Source organism: Streptomyces flavochromogenes, assembly GCF_000717595.1.
In the GTDB taxonomy this organism is placed as follows: domain Bacteria; phylum Actinomycetota; class Actinomycetes; order Streptomycetales; family Streptomycetaceae; genus Streptomyces; species Streptomyces flavochromogenes.
Genome location: NZ_JNZO01000013.1, coordinates 114,221 through 135,058, shown reverse-complemented (window position 1 = coordinate 135,058; position 20,838 = coordinate 114,221). Strand labels below are relative to the sequence as shown.

Below are 20,838 nucleotides of genomic sequence, written 5' to 3'. Positions count from 1 at the left end.
GCGCCGGGCGCGGCCCTCCATGCGGTCGTCTACGAGGGCCGGCCGCCGTACGGCACGGTGATCAGCTCCATGAAGTGACCCGCCGGGTCGACGAAGTACACGCCGTGGCCGCCGTCATGGTGGTTGATCGCACCGGGCTGTTTCCGGTGCGGGTCGGCGTAGTGCTCGACACCGAGCTGCCGGATCCGTGTGTACGCCGCGTCGAACTCCTCGTCGGAGACCAGGAAGGCGTAGTGCTGGGGTGTGATCCTGTCCGCCGGGATCGTGGCGAAGTCCAGAGTGACGTGGTTGCTCAGATCGACCGCGACGAACGGCCCCCATTCGGCGGTGATCTCAAGGTCCAGCAGGTTCGCGAAGAACTCCGCGGATTCCCGGTTGTCCCGGGCGTGGACGATGGTGTGGTTCAGCTCGACAGACAAGGAATGCCTCCGAGGGCATCTCCCGACACCTCCATGCCTCACCCGGTCGGTGACCGGCACGCGATGTCGCCATAGATCTTAGTCGCTGGTGTCGTCGTCCGCATGCGTCCGCAGCCGCCCCATGCGCGGGCATGGGGCGGCCGCGGATGTCTGGACGTGGCGTGGGGTGGTGCGGTTCAGGCGCTCAGGATGACGAGTGCGGCGATCGCGGGGCCGAAGGCGCCGCCGAGCTGGTAGCCGAGGTTGAACAGGCCGATCGCGGTGGGGCGTTGCGCGGTGGGCGCGGCCTGGGTGGCATAGACCGCCAGGGTGGCCTGGCCGGCGCTCGCGGTGAGGACGGCGAGCGTCGCCGCCGGCAGGAGCAGCGCCGGCCAGGGGGTCAGGAGTGCGGTGAGCGGGGCAAGCGATCCGGTGGTGAGCAGGATGGTGAGGACGCGCGGGCGGCCCCACCGGGTCGCGGAGGCGGCCAGGGCCATGGAGAGCGTGGAGCCGGTCAGGAGGGCGATCAGCTGGCCGGTGCCGATGGTGGAGGTGGACCAGTCGGTCCGGTCGTCGAGCAGCCGCGGGACGGCGAAGAGGAGGGTGAAGTACGAGGTCGCGAAGGTGCACGCGAGCAGGGTGGAGAGGACGAAGGTCCTGGTGCGCAGGAGTGAGGCCGGGACGAAGCCGTCGGGGTGGCTCCGGACGTGGAGGGCCAGCAGAGCGACGACCGCGAGGGAGGCGGCGATCGCCGGGAGCGGGAAGCGGGGGATGAGGACCAGGGCGGTGGCGAGGAGGACGAGGAGGGTGGCGCCGCGGCCGTGGAAAGGGGTGGTCCGGCTGGGGGCGGACAGCTCGGCGCGCCGTGTGACGGCCGGCAGGGCGAGGAGTGCGACGACTCCGACGGCGAGGGAGAGGCGCCAGGAGGCCGCGCCGGCGATGGTGGAGCCGAGCAGAGGGCCGGCGGCACCGAGAATGCCGAAGCCCGCGGTGATCACGCCCATGCGGCGGACCGAGCCCGCCAGGCTCATGGCGACGGTGACGAGACCGGCGCCGCCCATCGCCTGGGCGGCGCGGCCCGCCATGGCGAGGGGGAGCCAGGGTGCCGCGGCGACGACGGCGGTGCCGGCGGTGATGAGGACGGCGGCGAGCCGGAGTGTGACGCCCAGTCCTCGGCGGCGCAGGAGCCCCGCCATGAGGGGGGTGCCGACGGCGACGGCCCAGGCGAAGACGGTCACGAGCCAGGTCGCCGTGGCGGTGGTGACACCGAAGGATCCGGCCATGTCCGGGAGGATGAGGACGGGGCTGTTGGCGCTCGCGGCGAGGGGCGTGGCGAGCAGCGCGAGCCACAGCGCGTGAAGGGACGCGGGCCGATCGGGGCGCGAGGCGTGGCGTGCGTGTGGGGTGGCGCGTGCGTGGTGGCCGTGCGTCCGTGGCGGTGCGTATGGCGCGCTGTGGGGGATGGCGCGGGCTGAGCCGGTTCAGACGGTGGTGACGATGTCCTCGTAGGCGAGGTGACCGTCGCCGGAAACGGCCCCACCGAAGGGCTGCTTACCAGGACGGCGGCGCTCGGCTTCGCTCCATCCCCGTCTGGGCCCGGGCATAGGGGCGTTGGGCCGCAACATTCGGAGGCGACCTTCTCGGCCCGGCGTGGCAGCATGCGGCAAATGGTCTTTCGACACCCCGACGGCGACTACGCGATCACCGCGGTGTACTCCGTGCCCGATGATGCCTGGTATCTGGAACTGGATCTCGTGGCCGGGCAACAGACTCTCGTGATCGCCATCGTCCCCGACGAGGATCCGGCGCGGGAGCCGACGGTGTGCTTCAACCCGCACGCAGGGCACGCTGACGTTCCGTACGAGGTCATGCGCTGGTTCATGCACCAGGTCGATGAGGAGATCCGCACCTCCCGTGCCTGGATGCGGTTGAGGCCGGAGCTCGTCGAGATCGTCTACCAACTCCGCCAGGAGCACATGGGTGTCATCGACGATGACGACTTTCCCCAGGTTCTGGCGGACGTGCGCGCGACGGTCTCCGAGGAAGACCTCCCCGACGTTCTGGAGGCCGCCTTCGGGCGGAATCCTGACGGCACCACCATCGACCACCCCCCGACGCCCCAGTCTGCAGACGGTTCCAGAGGCACCCCTTAGGTGCGCTGCCTCAAGACTCTGGTGACGGGTGCACTCCAGCCGCCGGGGCAAGCCACCGCCATCCGCGTCCCACACTTGCCGAACCTATCGAAATTCGATAGGTTCCCATCGTAAATCGATGTAAGGGTGAGTCAATGGGAAAGCTGGCAGTGCGTGCGTTGCGCGCCGTGCTCGCCGTGGTGCTGGCCGGCACCGTGTGCGTACAGGCTTTGATGATGTGGGTGTTGGTCAGTGGGAGTGACCCGGAGGACGGGTCGCTTCCGCTCACCCCGTTGCGCGTGATCGTGATCCTGGGGATGGCCTCGGCGCAGGTCGCTCTGGTCTGTGTCTGGCGGCTGGTGGCGATGGTGCGACGCGGAACCGTGTTCTCCCTCGCCGCCTTCCGCTACGTGGACGGCGTGATCGGGGCGATCGTGGCGGCTGCCGTCCTGTGGTTCGCGGTCACGGCGATCAACGCGCCGGGCCAACGGGAGGACCCGGGCGTCACCGTCATCATGGCCGGGATCGGCGTGGCCGTTCTGGGGGTCGCGCTCATCGTCCTCGTGCTGCGGATGCTGCTCGCTCAGGCCGTCGACCGCGACGTCGAGGCCGCGCGGATGCAGGCCGAGCTGGATGAGGTCATCTGATGCCGATCGTCGTCGACATCGACGTGATGCTGGCCAGGCGGAAGATGTCCGTGGGCGAGCTCGCCGGCCGTGTGGGGATCACACCCGCCAACCTGGCGGTGCTCAAGAACGGCCGGGCCAAGGCGGTGCGGTTCGCGACGCTCGCCGCGCTCTGCGAGGTGCTCGAGTGCCAGCCGGGCGACCTGCTGCGTTGGGAGATCGAAGACGTCAGGGCGGATGACGTCCCGGCGGGGCGCAGCGATGTATGACGCTCTCGCGGAGCGGCGCGGCGATGGGTGACGTCCCCGCAGGGCGGGCGCTCCTCGTTGCCGGGTGGCCGCCTCGGCCGGCCGCTGACAGGTACCCGCAGCGGGTGCCGGAGCTCGGGGAGTATCCGGCTCGGGGCCGACCCATGGGGGAGTACCCGGCTACTCGGGCAGGGGGCGGTCGTCGATGACGTTCTTCATGACGAGGGTGGAGGTCAGGCGCTGGACCCCGGGCAACCGGGCGAGCTGCTGGTCGTACAGCTTCTGGAAGGCGACCAGGTCGGCGGTCGCGATCCGCAGGAGGTAGTCGGGCTCGCCGAAGAGGCGCTGCGCCTGAAGCACGTGCGGAACGGCGGCCACGGCCTCTTCGAAGGCCGTCACGGTGTCGGCGTCCTCCCAGCGAAGGGTGGCGAACACGAGCGCCTCGAAGTTCAGGCCGACGGCGGCCGGGTCGACGACGGCGCGGTAGCCGCGGATCGCGCCTTCACGTTCGAGGTCGCGCAGCCGGCGGTGACACGGCGACACGCTGAGCTTCACGCGAGCGGCCAGCTCGGTGATGGTCAGGCGGCCGTCGAGCTGCAGCTCGGTAAGAATCTTCCGGTCCAGGGCGTCCATGGCGAAGATTCTCCCTCAGGTCGCGCGATCATGGGGTAAAGACGCAAACACCTTCGGGCACATCGAGCCTAGCCTTCCCTCCAGAGCAAGAAGTGTGAGAGGGAACGATCGATGGATACGACGACGCTGGCGGCCTTCCTGGCGGTGGACCTGCTCCTGGTGTTCACCCCCGGCGCGGACTGGGCCTACGCGATCACCGCCGGTCTTCGGGAACGCTCGGTCGTCCCCGCCGTCACCGGGCTGGTCGCCGGGCATGCGGCCTACGCGCTGGTGGCCGTCGCGGGTCTCGCGGTGATCGTGGCGGGTTCCCCGGCCGCGCTCACCGCCCTGACCGTGGCCGGGGCCGGCTACCTGCTGTGGCTGGGCTGGGGTGTTCTGAGGCAGCCGGCCGTACCGGAGGCCACGGGCGAGAGCGCGTCGGCCTCCCGCATGCGGGTCATGCTCAAGGGGGCCGGGACCAGCGGCTTGAACCCGAAGGCGCTGTTGCTGTACTTCGCGCTGTTCCCGCAGTTCATCGACAGCGCCGACGGCTGGCCGGTCGCCGCGCAGACCGGTCTGCTCAGCACGATGCACCTGGTCGCGTGTGCCGTCGTCTACCTCGGCGTCGGCGTGCTTGCCCGCACGGTCCTCAGGACCCGGCCCTCGGCCGCCCGGGTCGTCACCCGCGTCAGCGGTGCCATGATGATCGCCATCGGCGCCTTCCTGCTGGTGGAACGCCTGGCCGGCTGAAGCCTCCGTCCCCCTGCGCCCCGGCGCTACCCGAGCTCCACCCGACTCGGTCCCGAAGGAGAGCATGCACGTGGAAGACCAGGCACAGGTCCCGACGCGGCAGGGACAGGCGAGCCTCGCCGTCCAGAAGCGCATCCAGGACAGCTTCGACCTGCAGGGCCTCATGGCCCATCTCGGCGCGCGCCTCGCCCACATCGGCCCCGGTCGCGTCCACATCGTGCTCCCGGCCCGTCCTGAGGTGACCCAGCAGCACGGCTATGTCCACGCCGGTGCCACCAGCGCCATCGCGGACAGCGCGGGCGGCTACGCCGCGCTCACTCTGTTCGACGAGCACTCCGAGGTCCTCACTGTCGAGTACAAGATCAACCTTCTGGCCCCCGCCGCGGGCGACCACCTCGAAGCGATCGGCACCGTCCTGAAATCCGGGCGCACCCTGACCGTGTGCCAAGTGGAGGTGTACGGGGTCCAGGGCGACGGCGAGCGGAAGCTGGTCGCCAACGGTCAGCAGACGTTGATCCGTGTGAACAGGGCGGCCGAATGAACCCGCAGCCTTCTCTGCCCTCCTGGCGGAGGTGAGGGAAGCACCCCCTTGCCCACGCCGACACCCTCCTGCTGCCCGGCCGCCGACCGGCCCGGTCGACACCGTCTTCCTCGGTCCCGCGAAGGAAACCGCGGGGGCCCCGCGCGGGCCGACGGCGCCGACCTGGTCGCCGACATGCTCCCCGGACTCCGGTCCGGGGGCAGATGGCAGACCGCTCCGCGCGCATGATCCTCTCCTCCCACGGCCCGATCCCCGAACCGACCCGGCCGCCGTCATGACCGCTGCCCTGTGACGGGTCCAGGCCTCGCCGACGACCCGGACGGAGCGGTCTGTCCGACGGCGACCGGTACCTGGGCTGTGCAGGACGTCCGCCACCCCCTGTGACCGCCGCTGCCCGAGGCGCTTTGTCCCTCTTATGTGGATATTCTGTCCCGTGTGATCGAGTCTGGACAGCTACGGCTACGGCTCCGCCGGCGCTATGGCCCAGGGATGTTCGTGCGGCTATCGCCGGTCCTACTGACCGTCGTGATTGCCGCACTGGCCTACAACACTCCGCCGGAGATGGCTTTCAGCCGCCTCCTGCCGGCCGCGCCGGCCCTGGCGGCCGCCATGTGGCCGGTCCTGCCCACTGTCCTGCTCGGCACGGTCTGCCTGGTGCTGATGATCGGCCTCAGCCTCGTCTTTCCCGACCTCGGAACATGGTGGACGGCCGCGGGGATCATCGCCGTCACCGTCGCCGCGGCGTACGGAAGCCATGTGCGGCTCCAGCGAGAACGCACCCTCCTGCAGGTACGGCTCGTCGCCGACGCGGCGCAGCAGGTGGTGCTCAGCCCGATGCCGCGCCGCTTCGGGAACGTCGAGATCGAGTCGCTGTACCTCGCGGCCGCGGCCGAAGCGCGCATCGGCGGGGATTTCTACGAGGCCGTCGACACGCCGTACGGTGTCAGGCTGCTCATCGGTGACGTACGGGGCAAGGGCCTGCCGGCGGTGGGAGCGGCCGCGGCCATCGTCAACGCCTTCCGTGAGGCCGCCTACAGCGAGAAGGACATGGTCGACGTCGCACGCAGGCTCGACGCCACCTGCACCCGTTACAACGGAGCCTTTCCCCCCGACGGGACGATGGAGCGCTTCGCCACCGCGCTTCTCGTCGAGATCCCGGACGCCGGCGGAAGGATCGACGTCCTCAACTGCGGACACCCGCCGCCGCTGATCCTGAACCGCGCGACGCTGCGCGTCGTCGAATCGCGGACTCCCTCGCCCTTGCTCAGCCTCGCGGACCTGCTGGGCGACCACTACAACGTCGAAACCTGCGCCTTCGCCCCGGGTGACCTGCTGCTCCTCTACACCGACGGAATCGCCGAGGCCCGCGATCGGCGCGGCGAGTTCTTCCCCCTGGCGGCCTGGACGCGCCGGCAACCCCTGACGCCACCCCGCGAGCTTCTCAACGCGCTCCACCGCGATCTTCTTCGCTACACCCAAGGGCGTCTGGACGACGACATCGCCGCCCTCGCCGTACGCCTGAGCTAGCGCTGAGCGGCTCGGTCCCCAGCGAGCGACTCGCCTCTTCTCGGAGAGGCCCCCTGGTTGCCCGGCGTCACCCGGGGCAGCCCGCGCGGGCCGCGCCGAGTCGGCCCCCATCGACCTCCGCCCGACACTCGCCGCGACGAGGTCAAGCCCGCCGCCCGACCATCCGGGTGCCCCTGCGCGAGGGCGTCGGCCGGGTCCGGTTCGCGAAGGCGCCGGCTACGCCGAGCTCGACTGGCTCGCCCCGCGGCTCGGCTGAAGACCGCCGCCCGGGCCCCCGCCGGCCGGCTCCGTGGCCGGCGGGGGCCCGGACGGGGAGTGCTGGGCCGCTGCCTGTGCCGTCGGGCGGCCCAGGTACCAGACGGGTCCGGGGTCGGGCACGTGCAGCGCCTCGAACCCCAGGCGGTCGTAGAACGCCCGTGCCGCTGTGTTCGCCTGCACCATGCACAGGTGCACGGCGGGCACGCCGTGCGCGTGCAGCGCCGCGAGGAGTGTGTCCATGAGGGCGCGCCCGTACCCCCGCCCCTGCCAGGAGGGCAGGAGGTCGATGTGCAGGTGCGCGGGATGTCCGGTCAGCTCCCCGCGGACCATGTGCTCCGGCGTGTGCAGCAGGACCGCCATCGACTCGGCGGGCGTGCAGGGCACCCCGGCGGGTGCCGGGAACCGCTCCGCCGCACGGGGGAGCCACTCCTCGCGGAACCGGGCGGCGAAGCCGGCGGTGTCCGGTACCCCGAGGACGTAGCCGACGGCCCGCCCGGCGCCGTCGTCCAGAACGAACGCGAAGTCCGGCTCCAGCTCCACGTAGGGGTACGCGAAGAGGACGGGCATCAGCTCGGGATCGGGGTAGAGGGGGGAGGAGTCGCCTCCCTCGTGAGCCGTCTTGACGCAGATGTCCGCGAGTTCGGCGCGGTCCGAGGGCCGGTAGCGGCGGACGAACGGTGCTGTCTCCATGCGTGTGACGATCCCAGAATGGGAGCGCTCCCGCACCGGGTTTGCCCCGGACCCGGCGGTGCGCGAGGCGGCCTGCTCGTAGGTCGCTCCACTGCTGCGGAGCCGGTCGAGCAGACCGGGCCGGTCGAGTAGCCCTGGCGGCCTCGGGAGTTGATCGCGCGGGGGAGGACCTGCGGAGCCTGCGGTCGCCGACGGTGCGGGCCCGTGGATGCCGAAGTGCCCTCGATGTGCCGCTTGTTGGAGCCGTAGCTGTAAGCCGTGGTCATAGCTGTGGCCGTAGCGGTCACGGTGGTCGCCCTGAGGCGCGCAGCCCGCCCCGCGCGGGCCGCAAACGGGACGAGTCTACGCGCGGAGAACTAAACATGCGCCCAAAGCGGACGACATCCGCTCCGAGGGCTACCCGCGGGTATCACCGCCCTGCTAGAAGTGTCGCGTTCAACCAACTCACCTCCCACGCTCAGGATTTGAGGCTGATCGCCATGCTCTGGCGAAGAATCGCGCTGTCCGCGTCCACCGCGCTCGCAGTGGCCGCCGCGGCCCTCGGAGTCGCCCAGCCGGCCACCGCCGCCGGCCACCGCTACGTGGCCCTCGGAGACTCGTACTCCTCCGGCGTGGGGGCCGGAAGCTACCTCTCGGACAGCGGCGACTGCCGTCGCAGCACCAACGCGTACCCTCGCCTGTGGGCAGCGGCCAACTCCCCCTCGGCGTTCTCCTTCACCGCATGCTCCGGCGCGACCACCGGCTCCGTCCGCAGCGGTCAGCTCGCCCCTCTGAACTCGTCCACGACCCTCGTCAGCGTCACGGCGGGCGGCAATGACGTCGGGTTCGCGGACGTCATGCAGACCTGCGTGCTCAACAGCGAGGCCACCTGCGTCGCGGCCGTCGACGCCGCCGTCGTGAAGATGAACAGCACGCTGCCCGGCGGGCTCTCCGCTCTCTACGGAGACATCCGCAGCCGCGCACCCCAGGCGCGCGTGGTGGTTCTCGGGTACCCCCGGTTCTACAAACTGTCCGGGAGCTGCATCGCCGGACTCAGCGAAACCGAGCGCGCGGCCATCAATCGGGGTTCCGACACCCTCAACGGCGTTCTGGCGAAGCAGGCCGCGAACGCGGGCTTCGCCTTCTCCAGTGTCGTCGACGAGTTCACGGGCCACGAGATCTGCTCCGCGGACTCCTGGCTGCACAGCCTGTCCGTCCCGGTGTACAACTCCTACCACCCGAAGGCCGCCGGGCAGTCGGGCGGATACCTGCCCGCTTTCCGTTCGGCCGTCTGACCCTGCCCGACCTTGCGCGAAGGACCGGACCGGCTCGGTCCGGTCGAGCCGGAGTCGCCGCCTCGCTGCCGGTAAGGCGTGTCAGTGGCTGGTGACAGGATCGACGAGTGCTGTTCATGGGATACGACGACGAGTTCCTGGTCGCGGGCGAGGCGCTGCTGGCTCGCCCCGGCTTCTGGTCGAACCACCTGCTGGGGACAGGGGGTGAGGGGTCGAGTACCGCGCTCCCTGTTCCGGAGTGGTTCGGTGACGACGGAGCGGATGCCGATGCGTTGTCGGAGGTTCTCCTCGACCCGGAACGGTGGCCGGTGTTCCGGGTGCCGACCGAAGACGGTCCCGGAGTCGTGGTGGTCTACCGCAACATGGTCGGCGAGTACGGCATCGATTACCTCCTCACTCGTCCCGGCCGAAGTTCCGTTCAGCGGATCGGCGGTGGGGACGGAGGCCTCGCGGGGTCCGGGCTGACGTGGGACGAACTGGTCCGCATCGCCGACACCCCGGCCCGCACCGCCGAGGGCGTCCAGGACACGGCTGCCCGGCTGCTGCTGATTCTTCCCCTCCTCGCCGAGCCGGAGGTGCCGGCGGCGGCGATCGGAAGGCTCAGTGCTGACCTGATGGCAGTCGGAGCGCCGCCGGACACCGTTTCCGACACGGCGGAGCACCTGCTCATCCGTCTGACGAAAGGATCGCGACACGATCCCACCTGGCGATCGCCGCTGAGCGGCGGCTGACCAAGGGGGCGGACGGCGAGGCTCCGATCCGCCGTCCGCCGTCCGCCGTCCGCCGTCCGCCGTCCGCCGTCCGCCGTTCGCCGACCGTCGACCCCCGACCGCCGCCCCGATCCGGACACGGAATGGGGCGGCGGTAGAGGGGTGGCGGCAGCCGGCGGTGAATCGGCGCGCGGTTCGGGGCTAGCTGAGCGTCTTCACCGCGGCCGCGTCGTACGGCTTGAGCTCGTCGGTCCGCCCTGCCAGGACCTTCGCGGCCCACTCCGGGTCCTGGAGCAGCGCGCGGCCGACGGCGACCATGTCGAACTCGTCCCGCTCCAGGCGGTCGAGGAGGTCGTCGATGCCCTGCACCGGGGCGCCTTCGCCCGCGAAGGCGTGGATGAAGTCGCCGTCGAGGCCGACCGAGCCGACGGTGATCGTGGGCCTGCCGGTGAGCTTCTTGGTCCAGCCCGCCAGGTTCAGGTCCGAGCCCTCGAACTCGGGAATCCAGTGGCGGCGGGTGGAGGCGTGGAAGACGTCGACGCCGGCCGCGGCGAGCGGGGCCAGGATGGCCTCCAGCTCCTGCGGGGTCTCGGCGAGCCGCGCGTCGTAGGCGTCCTGCTTCCACTGCGAGAAGCGGAAGATCACCGGGAAGTCGGGCGAGACCGTCTGGCGGACCGCTGCCACGACCTCGGCCGCGAACTTCGCACGGGCCACGGGGTCGCCGCCGTACGCGTCGGTACGACGGTTCGTCCCCGCCCAGAGGAACTGGTCGAGGAGGTAGCCGTGGGCGCCGTGCAGCTCGACGCCGTCGAAGCCGATGCGCTCGGCGGCCGCGGCGGCCTCGGCGAAGGCGCCGATGACATCGTCCAGGTCGCTCTGGGTCATGGCCTTGCCCGTGCCCTCGGTGCCGTCGGGGCGGATGCCGGAGGGGCCCATCGCCGGGGCGTCGGCGTAGGGCGCCTGACCCTGCCGGCGCACCATGCCGATGTGCCACAGCTGCGGCACGATCGTGCCGCCCGCCGCGTGCACGTCCTCGACGACCTTCGCCCATCCCGCCAGCTGCTCCTCGCCGTGGAACCGCGGCACACGGTCGCTCTGCCCCGCCGAGTCGTGGCCGACGTAGGTCCCCTCGGTGACGATCAGGCCGACGCCGGCGGCGGCGCGTCGGGCGTAGTACGACCGCACGTCCTCGCCGGGGACTCCGCCGGGGGAGAACATGCGCGTCATCGGCGCCATCGCGATGCGGTTCGGGACGGTCAGGCCGTTCAGGGAGACGGGCCGGGACAGGATCTCGGCAGCGCGGGAGGTGGGGGACGCGGTGACGGTCACAGGGACGCTCCTCGGGGCTATTACTTGACAACCTTGATGCTTGATAACTTCATGCAATGGGAACGGTAGAGGTCGAAGCTTGAGATCGTCAAGTATCTCCGGTTAGAGTGGCTCGCATGACAGAAGCTCCCCGCGCCGACACGGCCCAGCTCATGGAGCTGCTCTCCGTGTCGCTCGGCGTCTACTACGGCGACTTCACCGTCGCGGCGGCGAGCGAGAACCTCACGGCGAGCCAGGGCAAGGCCCTGACCGTGCTCCGTCGGGGACCCGCCGCGATGCGCTCCCTGGCCGAGACCCTGACCTGCGACGCCTCCAACATGACCGGGATCATCGACCGGCTGGAGAAGCGCGGCCTGGTGCGCCGCGAGGCCGACGCCTCCGACCGGCGCGTCAAGAACGTCATCCTCACGGCCGAGGGTGAGCGCGTCACCGACGCGATCCGCGCGAAGATGCGCGCCACGCAAGAGGGCCTGGACAGGCTCAGCGGTGAGGACCGTGACTCCCTGTACACCCTCCTGGAGCGGGTCTTCGTCTTCCCGCCCGCCGTCTGACCCCCCCGGTTGCCTGGCGTCTCCTCGACGGCGCCTCCCGTCGACGCGGGGAGCGTGTCGACGCCCTCCGGGCCGCAGACCCGCGGGCGGTCGGGAAATTGGTTTGTGCTCGGGCGGCGCCACCGACAGGATCGGGAACACCCATGAGTTCTTCCCGGCGCCGCGGTCCGTCATTGTGAGCTGCCCTGTGCGGAAGACGCTCACATGACGGAAGGCACCATGCCCGCATCACACGTAACGCCCGCACCACAGGCAACGCCCACCCTCTCGCCTGCCCACGTCACCGCCGTACTGCGGATTCTCGTACTGTCCACGTTCGTCGTCCTCCTCAACGAGACGATCATGGTCAACGCGATCCCGCGGCTCATGCGCGAGTTCGAGGTCACCGCGGCGGCCGCAGGGTGGCTGTCCACGGCCTTCATGCTGACCATGGCTGTCGTCATCCCGGTGACGGGGTGGTTCCTGCAGCGCGTGACGACGCGGACCGCCTTCAGCCTGGCCATGGCGCTGTTCCTCGCCGGTACGGCCCTGGCCGCGGCCGCGCCCGCCTTTCCCGTGCTGCTGGCGGCCCGTGTCATCCAGGCCGGCGGCACCGCGGTCATGATGCCGCTGCTCATGACGACGCTGATGACCCTCGTGCCCCCGCAGGAGCGCGGCCGCGTCATGGGCAACATCACCCTCGTCATCTCCGTCGCACCCGCACTCGGCCCCGCGGTCTCCGGTGTGCTGCTGCAGTTGGGTACATGGCGCCTGCTGTTCCTGGCCGTGCTGCCCATCGCCGGAGCCATGGCCGTCTTCGGCCGTCGCAAACTCGTCAATATCGGTGAGCCGCAGGCCGGCCCGATCGACTGGGTGTCCGTACCCCTGGCGGCAGCGGGCTTCGGTTCCCTGGTCTACGGCCTGAGCGGGCTCGGTGCCGGGGACGCGGCGCAGGCACCCATGCCCCCGGTGGCCATGACCTTGGCCGGCGCCGCGCTCGTGGGCCTGTTCGTATGGCGACAGCTGGCACTCCAGCGCTCGTCCACGCCGCTCCTCGACCTGCGGGCCCTGGCGTCTCGTCACTTCTCCGTGGCGCTCGCCCTGATGTGCCTGTCCTTCATGGCCCTCATGGGCGCGTTCATCCTGCTGCCCATCTATCTGCAGGAGGTGCGCGGTCTGACCTCACTGCAGACCGGGCTGCTCCTCATCCCGGGCGGCCTGACCATGGGCCTGCTCGGACCACAGGTCGGCAAGCTCTACGACCGATTCGGCGCACCTCGCCTCGTGGTACCCGGAGCCGCTCTCACCGCGCTCTGCCTCGCACTGTTCGCATTCGCGGGCGAGCAGACCTCGCCGTGGCTGGTGCTCGCCCTGCACGTGGCGCTGAGCGCGGGGATGGCGTTCGTCTTCACCCCCGTCTTCACGTCCGGCCTGTCCGTGCTGCCGCCGCACCTCTACCCCCACGGCTCCGCCATCCTCGGCTCGCTGCAGCAGGTCGCCGCCGCCGCCGGTACCGCCCTGGTCATCAGCGTCATGTCGGGCCACGCCGCCACGGCGGCAGCCGAGGGTGCCGGCGCCACCGGCGCCCTGGCCACGGGCGTCCGCTGGGGATTCGGCATCGGAGCCGTACTCGGCGCCCTGGCCGTGCTGGTCGCGCTGCTGGTCCGCACCCCACCCACTCCGCAGCAGCCTGCTGAGCCGGAGGCCCAGGAGGAGGAAGACGGCACCACGACGAACAAGACCGCCCCCACACCCTCCTGACACCCTGACGAGCTACCCGGCACTCGACACGGGCCATCGCCGTGTCGAGTGCCGGAGATCTCGTGGCAGTTCGTCCCAAGGGCCCCCGGCTCCTCGTCGCCCACCCAGCCGTCGCGCCCGCATCGCCGGGCAACGACGTTTCGAGGAGCGGTCGTTGGGGCCGCAGTCCGGTGCGGGCCCCAACGACCTCTCTCGTCTACGGAGCGGAGCAGGTGATCGAGAGCGCGCCGCGGCAGTACATCAGGGTTCTGCGGGGCGTCGCCCGGGCGGATCGGGCGCGACGGCCGTGGCGAGAGGCGCGGGGTTCCCAGTGGACCATGAGGATCGCTGCCAGCATCGGGCCGCACGTCATGAGTATGAAGGTCATGACGTGGCCGCCGCCATCAGTGGGTCGGCCTGTGCCGCCGGCTGTCCTGAGACGTCGATCGCGGCCGCGATCAGGAGGCGTTGGACGGCCCGGGAGCGGTTCGCGAGGGTGAGGCGGCGTCCGCGCCGGGGCCACCAGTCGAGGACGGCGAGCAGGCTGGAGTCGCAGAAGGCGACCCGCGCGGTGTCCAGGACGAGTCCGATGTAGCCGTCGGCCGCTGCCGAGGCCAACAGCGCACGCAACGGAGCGATGCTGTAGCAGTCGATCTCCCCGACGAGGCGGACGACCAGGGTGGAGCCGAGCGTGGCGCAGGAGTCGACGACTATGACGCCGGGCGCGTTGTCCGCGCCCGAGTCGTGCACGACGGGAAGGGCGGGAGCAGCGAGCGAGGCGGGCAGTATCGGGGCTGTGCTTGAGGTGGTCACGGACCCATCAACGCCCCGCATACGGTGCTGGGATTCGAGGCACGCGGCTCTTTCACCCCATCTGAGCAGCACCGATCCCCAGCACGAGCGAAAGATGCCACCCGTACGGGTCAGAGGCGAGAGTCTGTTCACCCACGCACCTCAACGCCACCCCGGGTAGCCGCCCCACCGAAGGTGGCACGGCGCTCTCCGCCCCACTCCCCGCGCCCCCGGTGGACCGGCTCCTCCCCGACCCGGACGAACCCTGCGCCGACTCCGGTGCCTCCTTCTCAGGGCAGCTGTTCGGCCAGTCCGACGATGATGCCCTCCGGGCCGCGGACGTAGCAGAGCAGATAGCTGTCCTCGAACCGGGCGATCTCGCCGACGAGCGCGGCGCCGTGAGGGCGCAGGCGGGCAACGGTGTCCTCGATGTCGTCGACCGCGAACATGACACGGTGCGTGCCCAGAACGTTGTGCGGCCGGTTGCGCGGCCCGCTGCTGATCACCGCGGGGCTGCGGTACTTCGCCAGCTCAAGTCGGCTGTGGCCGTCGGGGGTCCGGAGCATCGCGATGTCGCAGTGGACGCCTTCGAGTCCGGTGCACTGGTCGGCGAACGGCCCCTGGACCTCCCCGCGGCCTTCCAGCTCCATACCGAGTTCCACGAAGAACGCGACGGCGGCATCCATGTCGTCGACGACGATGCCGACGTTGTCCATCCGCTGAATCGCCATGGCGGTTTCTCCTTCTTCCGTGTGCGGCCGGTCCCGGCCGCTGATGCCCCGGGGACGGAGCCGGTGGCACGTTCTCGACATCCGCGGACAGCCGAACTCCGAATCATTTGTCGCAGTGCTCGGCGGGCTCCTGGCGAGCCGGCACATCATCACCGACGTCCTGACCGTCGTCCCTTTCGTTCGTCGCCGCACGGAGCCCCGTCGGGTCGCGCGACCACTGCCGCCCGTCGCTGTCGATGAACTGGATCGCCCGGAGCGGGGCCCCGCCCTGTTCGATTCCGAGGTTGTTCAGCAGGTAGGCGTCGACGGCGCGGTGATCGAAGGCCATGCGGGTGCACGGCGGGACGGTCGAGAAGGCCAAGAAGACGTCCTCGTGCTCGGCCGGGTCGATGTTCGCGTCCGGCGCGTACCACCAGAGCTCGACGTTGGTCACCGGATCCAGCGAGCGGTTCACCAGGACGATCGTCTCGGAGAGCTCGCCGGCCGGCTCGGCCCGGTAGCCGACCCGTCCGGCCTGCTGCCGTTCGTCCTGGTCCGACTGCCTGCGCGTCGCGTCCACGCTCGACGATGCCACCGTGGCGCTGAAGAAGAGACCGCCCGCGGCCGCGAGGGCTGACAGGGCGGTCGCCCAGGGCGCCAGCGCGTTGCCGAGGCCGGGTGGGCGCCGTGCCGCTCCCGGCGTTCCGCCGCCCGGCGGACTACGCCGACGGGTGTTCAGGCGACGGGCTCTGACGGTATCGGAGGGTGGTCGATGCGGCACACCCCCACCATCGGCCAAACGACGCGGCCCGGCCACCGGGTGTCCTCCACTCAGCAAGGCGGTGGAGAAGCAGCCGCTTCCGCAATCGGGAGGCGGAGGCCGTACACGTCGTCCGTTCGAGCGACCGCGCACCGGGCCGGCGCTGTCGCGCCCTGCCACCCGCTGAAGCGAGGCGCACCGGAGGCGATCCGCCTCGGGCGGCTCGGCCGGCTCGTGACGTCGTCACGGATTCCCGCGGTGCGTACCCGGGCCGTGGCTTGCCCCGGGGTCGGGTTCCTCACTGCGCCTTGACCGCGCGGTTGCGCAACCGCCGCTTCAGGCCACGGCGTTCGTTGTCGTCGAGACCGCCCCACACGCCCGTCACCTGACGGGAGTCGTCCATGGCCCAGCGAAGACAGGCCTCCTGAACGGGGCAGCCTCGGCAGATCTCCTTGGCCTCCTCCGCCTGGACGAGAGCGGGGGCGCCGCTCCCCACCGGGAAGAAGAGGTCGGGGTCGACGTTCTGGCAGGCAGCGGATGCGCGCCAGCTGTCCATGTCATTCCTCCTGCCTAAGGATGCGGGTGTCATTCCCTTCGGCTGACCGGTCGACGGCACTTGAAACACCGCCGGCGTCGCGAGTGCGCCCCTGCGCTGCGGCGCGACGCCGTGTGGACGGCGGACGGTCGGCTCGCCGGACGCCTGATGGTTCGTCCGGAGGAGACGGGGCACCCGAAGGTTCCAACCCGAGGGGAGTGACCAATCATGACCACAGGAGCGTCGCCCACGACCGTGGCGAGAAGAGTGGACCGCGCAAAGGTCGTACGGGCAGCTGCTCGGGCGGGCTTCGTGGCGCGCGGGGTGCTGTACCTTCTCGTCGGAGCCCTGGCCGTACGCATAGGTCTGACGGGCACGAGCGAGCAGGCCGACCGGGGCGGGGCCCTCGCGGAGGTCGTCTCGACGCCGTTCGGCGTCGTCCTGCTCTGGGCCCTCGGCGTCGGCCTCGCGGGCATGGCGTTGTGGCGGCTTTCGGAAGCGCTCTTCGGGGGCGCCGGGCCGAAGGGAGACCAGCCGGGCAAACGTGCTCTGTCCGGTGCCCGGTTCGTGTTCTACGCGGTCTCCTCCTTCCTCGTCCTGGCCTTCGCGGTGGGGGACCGGGGCAGTGGCGCGGGCTCGACCGACAGGCAGAGCCAGGACCTCACGAGCCGTCTGTTGTCACTGCCCGGCGGTCCGTGGTGGGTGGGGGCGGCGGCCGCCGGCTTCCTGGGCGCGGGGCTGTGGATCGCAGGCCGGGCGGTGCTGCGGAAGTACCGCGAGCATCTGGAATGGCAGCGGATGTCCACGGTGCAGCGCCGCTTCATGGACGTGACGGGCACGGCGGGCGGTGTCGCGCGAGGGCTTGTGTTCGGCGCCGTCGGCTTCTTCGGCCTGAAAGCGTCGATCGAGTCCGACCCGGGCGAGGCGAAGGGCATGGACGACGCGATCCGCTCGTTCGCACAGGCCCCGGCGGGCCCATGGCTTCTGGTCGCCGTGGCTGTCGGTCTCGTGCTCTTCGGGGCCTTCTCCTTCGGCCAGTCCAAGTGGCGTGAGGTCTGATCCACGGGGTTGCCCTCGGGCGGTGGAAGGGGCAGCGCATGGGGCAGCCGGGACCGGGCAGCCGCTGAGTGTCGAGTGCCGCCGAGAGCGAGGAGAGGACCATGAGGGCATTGACCTGGCACGGGCAACGCGACGTGCGGGTGGACACCGTGCCCGATCCGGTCGTCGTCGATCCGACGGACGTGATCGTCCGCGTCACCTCGACCGGCATCTGCGGCTCCGACCTGCATCTGTACGAGCTGTTCGGCCCCTTCCTGGACGCCGGTGACATCCTCGGGCACGAGGCCATGGGGATCGTGGAAGAGGTCGGTCCCGGTGTCCGGACCCTTGTGCCGGGAGACCGGGTGGTGGTGCCGTTCAACATCTCCTGCGGTACGTGCTGGATGTGCGGCCAGGGGCTGCAGTCGCAGTGCGAGACCACCCAGGTCACGGAGTACGGCATGGGTGCGTCGCTGTTCGGCTACACCAAGCTCTACGGCCAGGTTCCGGGCGGCCAGGCCGAGTTCCTGCGGGTTCCCTTCGGCGACACCCTGCCGGTCAAGGTGCCCGACGACGCCCCCGACCAGCGGTACCTCTACCTCTCCGACGTCCTGCCGACCGCCTGGCAGGCGGTGGACTACGCCGGGATCCCGCCCGGGGGCAGCGTGACAGTGCTGGGGCTCGGACCCATCGGCGACATGGCTGCTCGCGTGGCCCTTCACCGGGGCGCGGCCGAAGTCCTCGGCGTGGACCTCGTCCCCGAACGGCTCTCCCGCGCTCGGGAGCGCGGTGTGCGCACGCTCGACCTCGCCGAGCTCGGCGACGGGCTCGGGGACCGGATTCGGGACCTCACGGACGGTCGCGGTACGGATGCCGTCATCGAAGCCGTCGGCATGGAGGCGCACGGCGCCCCCTTCACCAAAGCCGCCCAGCGAGTCACCGGACTGCTGCCCGACGCCCTCGGCAGGAAGCTCATGACCAAGGCCGGTGTGGACAGCATGACCGCGTTCGACGCGGCGGTGGACGCGGTGCGTCGCGGCGGCACCATCAGTCTGGTCGGCGTCTACGGCGGCGCCGTCGACCCCGTGCCCATGCGCAGCCTCTTCGACAAGCAGATCCAGCTCCGGATGGGTCAGGCCAACGTCCGGCACTGGGTGGACGAGATTCTCCCGCTGCTCGACGACAGCGATCCGTTGGGAGTCGACGAGTTCGCAACGCATGTTCTTCCGCTCGAGGAGGCGCCCCAGGCCTACGAGACGTTCCAGGCGAAGCGGGACGGCATGGTCAAGGTGGTACTGACCCCCGGTCGATGACCCTTCCGCCTCGGCTCGGGTACCGCATGCCGGCGGGCTCCTCGGTCGGCTCCGCCTGCCACACGGGCGACGGACGGAGCCGACCGGAGTCACTCCTCGTGTCCGTCGGATCCGTACGGGGCGATAGATCGCCGCATCGCGGATGAGCCGTCCCGAAGGGGGCAGTCGCAGGAAACAGCCGGTCGGCGCCGTCGCGCTCCCGATCGGGCCCGTCGATCATGGAGGTATCCCGTGTCCGGTACGGCTCTGACCCTGGGCACACTGCCAGGCGGGCTGATCGCGTTGCCCGGTGTCTACCGGCCGCAGGCTGACACGCGGCTGCTCGCCCACGCCCTTGCCCAGGAGGACGTCGGGCCCGGGACGGAGGTGCTGGAGATCGGTACGGGCACCGGAGCACTCGCCCTCGACGCGGCTCGGCGACGGGCACGGGTCACGGCTGTCGACGTCTCATGGCCCGCCGTCCTCACCGCCCGCCTGAACGCCCTGCGCCAGAGACTGCCCGTGCGCGTCGTTCACGGCGACTTCGCGGCGCGCAGCGCAGGCCGCCGCTTCGACCTCGTCGTCTCGAATCCGCCCTATGTGCCGGCTCCGGACGTCCTGCTGCCCTCGCGCGGGCCGGAACGGGCCTGGGACGCCGGCCCGGACGGGCGAGGCGTCATCGACCGCATCTGTGAGAGCGCTCCGGCGCTGCTGCGGCCCGGTGGGGTCCTGCTCCTGGTGCATTCCCGGATGTGCGGGGTCCAGGAGACCGTCGACCGGCTGACCGGGGCGGGGATGGCCGCGGACGTCACGGCCAGGGCCTCGGTGCCCTGGGGTCCCGTCCTGTGTTCACGCCGGTCCTGGCTGGCACGGGTGGGCCTGGCGGCCGAAGCCGAGGAACGGGAAGAGCTGGTGGTCATCCGTGCACGCTGACTCCCGGAACACCACTCCCGGCGACTCCCGGAACACCCCCCGCGACTCCCGGAAGACCACCCCCTGCCCCACCCGCCCGGAGGCGCCTGTCAACCGGGCGGCCAAGGACCCGAAGGGCCCCGTGCTGGTCGAGGGGCCGGTCGAGATCGTCCTCGATGACGGCACGGTCGCCCGCTCCGAGCGCTTCATGGTCGCCCTCTGTACCTGCCGTCGCAGCCGCATCTACCCGTGGTGCGACACCAGTCACCGCCCCCGCGAGCGCGCCGTCCCGGCCCCCGAGGACAGGAATCCCTCATGACGCCCACGCTCACGAGCGCCACGGCCACCGCGCGGCCCCGCCTGGTCGAACCGCGCGGCACGCTGTCCGCCGCGGTCACCGAGGCCCTCCGGTCGAACGGCACTCCGGCGTACCGCCCGGGCGCCGTACTGACGGCCGACCCGTGGGGCGAGGACCTCCAGCTCGCGCTCTACCTCCTCTACGAGCTCCACTACCGCGGCTTCGACGGTGTGGACGACGACCGCGAATGGGACCCGGATCTGCTGCGGCTGCGCCAGGCCATGGAGGCCCGATTCCTGCACGCCTTGAGCACAGAGCTGTCCGACGCCCCCCGATCGGTCGAGGAGGCCTTCGCTCCGCTCCTCGTCGAACCCCTGGACTCCGCCGGTGGCCTCAGCCACCACCTGGCACGGAAGGGTGAGCTGTGGCAGTTGCGGGAGTACGCGGCTCTTCGCTCGCTCTACCACCTCAAGGAGGCCGACCCGCACGTCTGGGTGATCCCGCGGCTGCGGGGCCGGGCCAAGGCCGCGATGGCCGCCATCGAGTACGACGAGTTCGGTGCCGGCCGCCCCGACCGGATCCATGCCCGGCTGTTCGCCGACCTCATGGTGGACCTCGGCCTCGACCCCGCGTACGGCCGCTACCTGGACCAGGCGCCCGCTCCGCTGCTCGCCACCGTCAACCTGATGTCCCTCTTCGGGCTCCACCGCGCCCACCGAGGTCTCCTCGTCGGTCACTTCGCCTGCGTCGAGGTGACCTCATCGCCCGGCTCCAGGCGACTCGCCAAGGCGATGCGGCGCTGCGGGGCAGGACCGGCCGCCGAGCACTTCTACGACGAGCACGTCGAGGCGGACGCCGTGCACGAGCAGGTCGTGCGCCATGAGGTCATCGGCGGACTGCTCGCGGACGAGCCGTCCCTGGAGCCCGACATCGCCTTCGGCTGCGCGGCCACCGTCCACCTGGAGGACCGCCTCGCGGAGCACATCGGCGTGGCATGGGCCGAGGGGCGCAGCGCGTTGCGCACGCCTTTGAGCGCACGGACCCGGGAGCGCGCCGAGTGAGCGGCTCCGGGGCGGTGAACCCGGGGAACGAGTCCGACGGAGGCCGGTGCGTCCGCGCACCGCTCCCGGAAGGGG

24 protein-coding genes are annotated in these 20,838 nt (G+C 70.9%); 15 read left to right on the top strand and 9 right to left on the bottom strand.

All coding sequences use genetic code 11. The features are described from left to right. Positions 1 to 29: 29 nt before the first annotated feature. Both IF00_RS0117685 and IF00_RS0117680 read right to left on the bottom strand, forming a co-directional pair. A complete protein-coding gene (locus IF00_RS0117685; RefSeq protein ID WP_030319137.1) occupies positions 30 to 419 on the bottom strand; it encodes a VOC family protein in 390 nt (129 codons plus the stop codon). 176 nt (positions 420 to 595) lie between these two features. After that, positions 596 to 1,750 (bottom strand): MFS transporter, encoded by a 1,155-nt coding sequence (locus IF00_RS0117680; RefSeq protein WP_425338332.1) that lies wholly within the window; start codon positions 1,748 to 1,750, stop codon positions 596 to 598. 315 nt (positions 1,751 to 2,065) lie between these two features. Between IF00_RS0117680 and IF00_RS0117675 the strand changes: the two genes are divergently transcribed. The 3 genes from IF00_RS0117675 to IF00_RS0117665 all read left to right on the top strand — a co-directional run bounded on the left by IF00_RS0117675 (position 2,066) and on the right by IF00_RS0117665 (position 3,425). Beyond that, entirely contained in the window at positions 2,066 to 2,551 is a 486-nt protein-coding gene (locus tag IF00_RS0117675; protein ID WP_030319135.1) for a hypothetical protein, read from the top strand. Positions 2,552 to 2,685: 134 nt separating this feature from the next. After that, positions 2,686 to 3,177: a DUF2975 domain-containing protein gene (locus tag IF00_RS0117670; RefSeq protein WP_030319134.1), complete on the top strand. Its 492-nt coding sequence runs from the start codon at positions 2,686 to 2,688 to the stop codon at positions 3,175 to 3,177. After that, positions 3,177 to 3,425 (top strand): helix-turn-helix domain-containing protein, encoded by a 249-nt coding sequence (locus IF00_RS0117665; protein ID WP_030319133.1) that lies wholly within the window; start codon positions 3,177 to 3,179, stop codon positions 3,423 to 3,425. The genes IF00_RS0117670 and IF00_RS0117665 overlap by 1 nt, the downstream gene beginning before the upstream one ends. Positions 3,426 to 3,584: 159 nt before the next feature. Here the strand turns inward: IF00_RS0117665 and IF00_RS0117660 are convergent, their stop codons facing one another. Then, on the bottom strand, positions 3,585 to 4,037 hold the full coding sequence (locus tag IF00_RS0117660; RefSeq protein WP_030319132.1) for an Lrp/AsnC family transcriptional regulator: 453 nt from the start codon (positions 4,035 to 4,037) through the stop codon (positions 3,585 to 3,587). A gap of 111 nt (positions 4,038 to 4,148) precedes the next feature. Between IF00_RS0117660 and IF00_RS0117655 the strand changes: the two genes are divergently transcribed. From IF00_RS0117655 to IF00_RS0117645, 3 genes are all read left to right on the top strand, one after another. Then, entirely contained in the window at positions 4,149 to 4,766 is a 618-nt protein-coding gene (locus IF00_RS0117655; protein WP_030319131.1) for a LysE family translocator, read from the top strand. A 70-nt stretch (positions 4,767 to 4,836) separates the two neighbouring features. Further along, positions 4,837 to 5,307, top strand: a complete 471-nt coding sequence (locus tag IF00_RS0117650; protein WP_030319130.1) for a PaaI family thioesterase — start codon at positions 4,837 to 4,839, stop codon at positions 5,305 to 5,307. Positions 5,308 to 5,796: 489 nt separating this feature from the next. Next, positions 5,797 to 6,834 (top strand): PP2C family protein-serine/threonine phosphatase, encoded by a 1,038-nt coding sequence (locus IF00_RS0117645; RefSeq protein WP_030319129.1) that lies wholly within the window; start codon positions 5,797 to 5,799, stop codon positions 6,832 to 6,834. 216 nt (positions 6,835 to 7,050) lie between these two features. On the opposite strand, the gene IF00_RS0117640 is transcribed toward IF00_RS0117645, so the two are convergent. Then, positions 7,051 to 7,782 carry a GNAT family N-acetyltransferase gene (locus tag IF00_RS0117640; RefSeq protein ID WP_078944723.1) on the bottom strand — a complete coding sequence of 244 codons (732 nt, stop codon included), beginning with the start codon at positions 7,780 to 7,782 and terminating at the stop codon, positions 7,051 to 7,053. A 479-nt stretch (positions 7,783 to 8,261) separates the two neighbouring features. On the opposite strand from IF00_RS0117640, the gene IF00_RS0117635 reads away from it, so the two are divergent. Both IF00_RS0117635 and IF00_RS0117630 read left to right on the top strand, forming a co-directional pair. Then, a complete protein-coding gene (locus IF00_RS0117635; RefSeq protein WP_030319127.1) occupies positions 8,262 to 9,056 on the top strand; it encodes an SGNH/GDSL hydrolase family protein in 795 nt (264 codons plus the stop codon). Between the two features lie 116 nt (positions 9,057 to 9,172). Further along, positions 9,173 to 9,787 carry a hypothetical protein gene (locus IF00_RS0117630; protein ID WP_245234558.1) on the top strand — a complete coding sequence of 205 codons (615 nt, stop codon included), beginning with the start codon at positions 9,173 to 9,175 and terminating at the stop codon, positions 9,785 to 9,787. 180 nt (positions 9,788 to 9,967) lie between these two features. Here IF00_RS0117630 and IF00_RS0117625 read toward each other — a convergent pair whose 3' ends face one another. After that, complete coding sequence (locus IF00_RS0117625; protein WP_030319125.1) at positions 9,968 to 11,095, bottom strand: NADH:flavin oxidoreductase; 1,128 nt, start codon at positions 11,093 to 11,095, stop codon at positions 9,968 to 9,970. Positions 11,096 to 11,211: 116 nt separating this feature from the next. Between IF00_RS0117625 and IF00_RS0117620 the strand changes: the two genes are divergently transcribed. Both IF00_RS0117620 and IF00_RS0117615 read left to right on the top strand, forming a co-directional pair. After that, positions 11,212 to 11,646 carry a MarR family winged helix-turn-helix transcriptional regulator gene (locus IF00_RS0117620; RefSeq protein WP_037638443.1) on the top strand — a complete coding sequence of 145 codons (435 nt, stop codon included), beginning with the start codon at positions 11,212 to 11,214 and terminating at the stop codon, positions 11,644 to 11,646. A 219-nt stretch (positions 11,647 to 11,865) separates the two neighbouring features. After that, positions 11,866 to 13,386, top strand: coding sequence for a DHA2 family efflux MFS transporter permease subunit (locus tag IF00_RS0117615; protein WP_030319123.1), 1,521 nt, complete (start codon positions 11,866 to 11,868; stop codon positions 13,384 to 13,386). 363 nt (positions 13,387 to 13,749) lie between these two features. Here IF00_RS0117615 and IF00_RS0117610 read toward each other — a convergent pair whose 3' ends face one another. The 4 genes from IF00_RS0117610 to IF00_RS0117595 all read right to left on the bottom strand — a co-directional run bounded on the left by IF00_RS0117610 (position 13,750) and on the right by IF00_RS0117595 (position 16,183). Beyond that, the gene (locus IF00_RS0117610) at positions 13,750 to 14,178 is read right to left on the bottom strand and encodes an STAS domain-containing protein (protein WP_158710477.1); all 429 of its coding nucleotides are present in this window, start codon (positions 14,176 to 14,178) and stop codon (positions 13,750 to 13,752) included. A gap of 269 nt (positions 14,179 to 14,447) precedes the next feature. After that, entirely contained in the window at positions 14,448 to 14,888 is a 441-nt protein-coding gene (locus tag IF00_RS0117605; RefSeq protein WP_030319121.1) for a VOC family protein, read from the bottom strand. A gap of 103 nt (positions 14,889 to 14,991) precedes the next feature. Then, positions 14,992 to 15,447 (bottom strand): hypothetical protein, encoded by a 456-nt coding sequence (locus IF00_RS0117600; protein ID WP_030319120.1) that lies wholly within the window; start codon positions 15,445 to 15,447, stop codon positions 14,992 to 14,994. Positions 15,448 to 15,925: 478 nt separating this feature from the next. Continuing rightward, complete coding sequence (locus tag IF00_RS0117595) at positions 15,926 to 16,183, bottom strand: WhiB family transcriptional regulator (protein WP_030319116.1); 258 nt, start codon at positions 16,181 to 16,183, stop codon at positions 15,926 to 15,928. 207 nt (positions 16,184 to 16,390) lie between these two features. On the opposite strand from IF00_RS0117595, the gene IF00_RS0117590 reads away from it, so the two are divergent. From IF00_RS0117590 to IF00_RS0117570, 5 genes are all read left to right on the top strand, one after another. Next, a complete protein-coding gene (locus IF00_RS0117590; protein ID WP_030319112.1) occupies positions 16,391 to 17,221 on the top strand; it encodes a DUF1206 domain-containing protein in 831 nt (276 codons plus the stop codon). Positions 17,222 to 17,322: 101 nt separating this feature from the next. Next, positions 17,323 to 18,513 (top strand): alcohol dehydrogenase catalytic domain-containing protein, encoded by a 1,191-nt coding sequence (locus IF00_RS0117585; RefSeq protein WP_030319110.1) that lies wholly within the window; start codon positions 17,323 to 17,325, stop codon positions 18,511 to 18,513. A gap of 231 nt (positions 18,514 to 18,744) precedes the next feature. Beyond that, complete coding sequence (locus tag IF00_RS0117580; protein ID WP_245234551.1) at positions 18,745 to 19,425, top strand: HemK2/MTQ2 family protein methyltransferase; 681 nt, start codon at positions 18,745 to 18,747, stop codon at positions 19,423 to 19,425. A gap of 121 nt (positions 19,426 to 19,546) precedes the next feature. Continuing rightward, positions 19,547 to 19,723: a CDGSH iron-sulfur domain-containing protein gene (locus IF00_RS46450; RefSeq protein WP_106975830.1), complete on the top strand. Its 177-nt coding sequence runs from the start codon at positions 19,547 to 19,549 to the stop codon at positions 19,721 to 19,723. Beyond that, the gene (locus IF00_RS0117570; RefSeq protein ID WP_030319107.1) at positions 19,720 to 20,763 is read left to right on the top strand and encodes an iron-containing redox enzyme family protein; all 1,044 of its coding nucleotides are present in this window, start codon (positions 19,720 to 19,722) and stop codon (positions 20,761 to 20,763) included. The genes IF00_RS46450 and IF00_RS0117570 overlap by 4 nt, the downstream gene beginning before the upstream one ends. Positions 20,764 to 20,838: the final 75 nt, after the last annotated feature.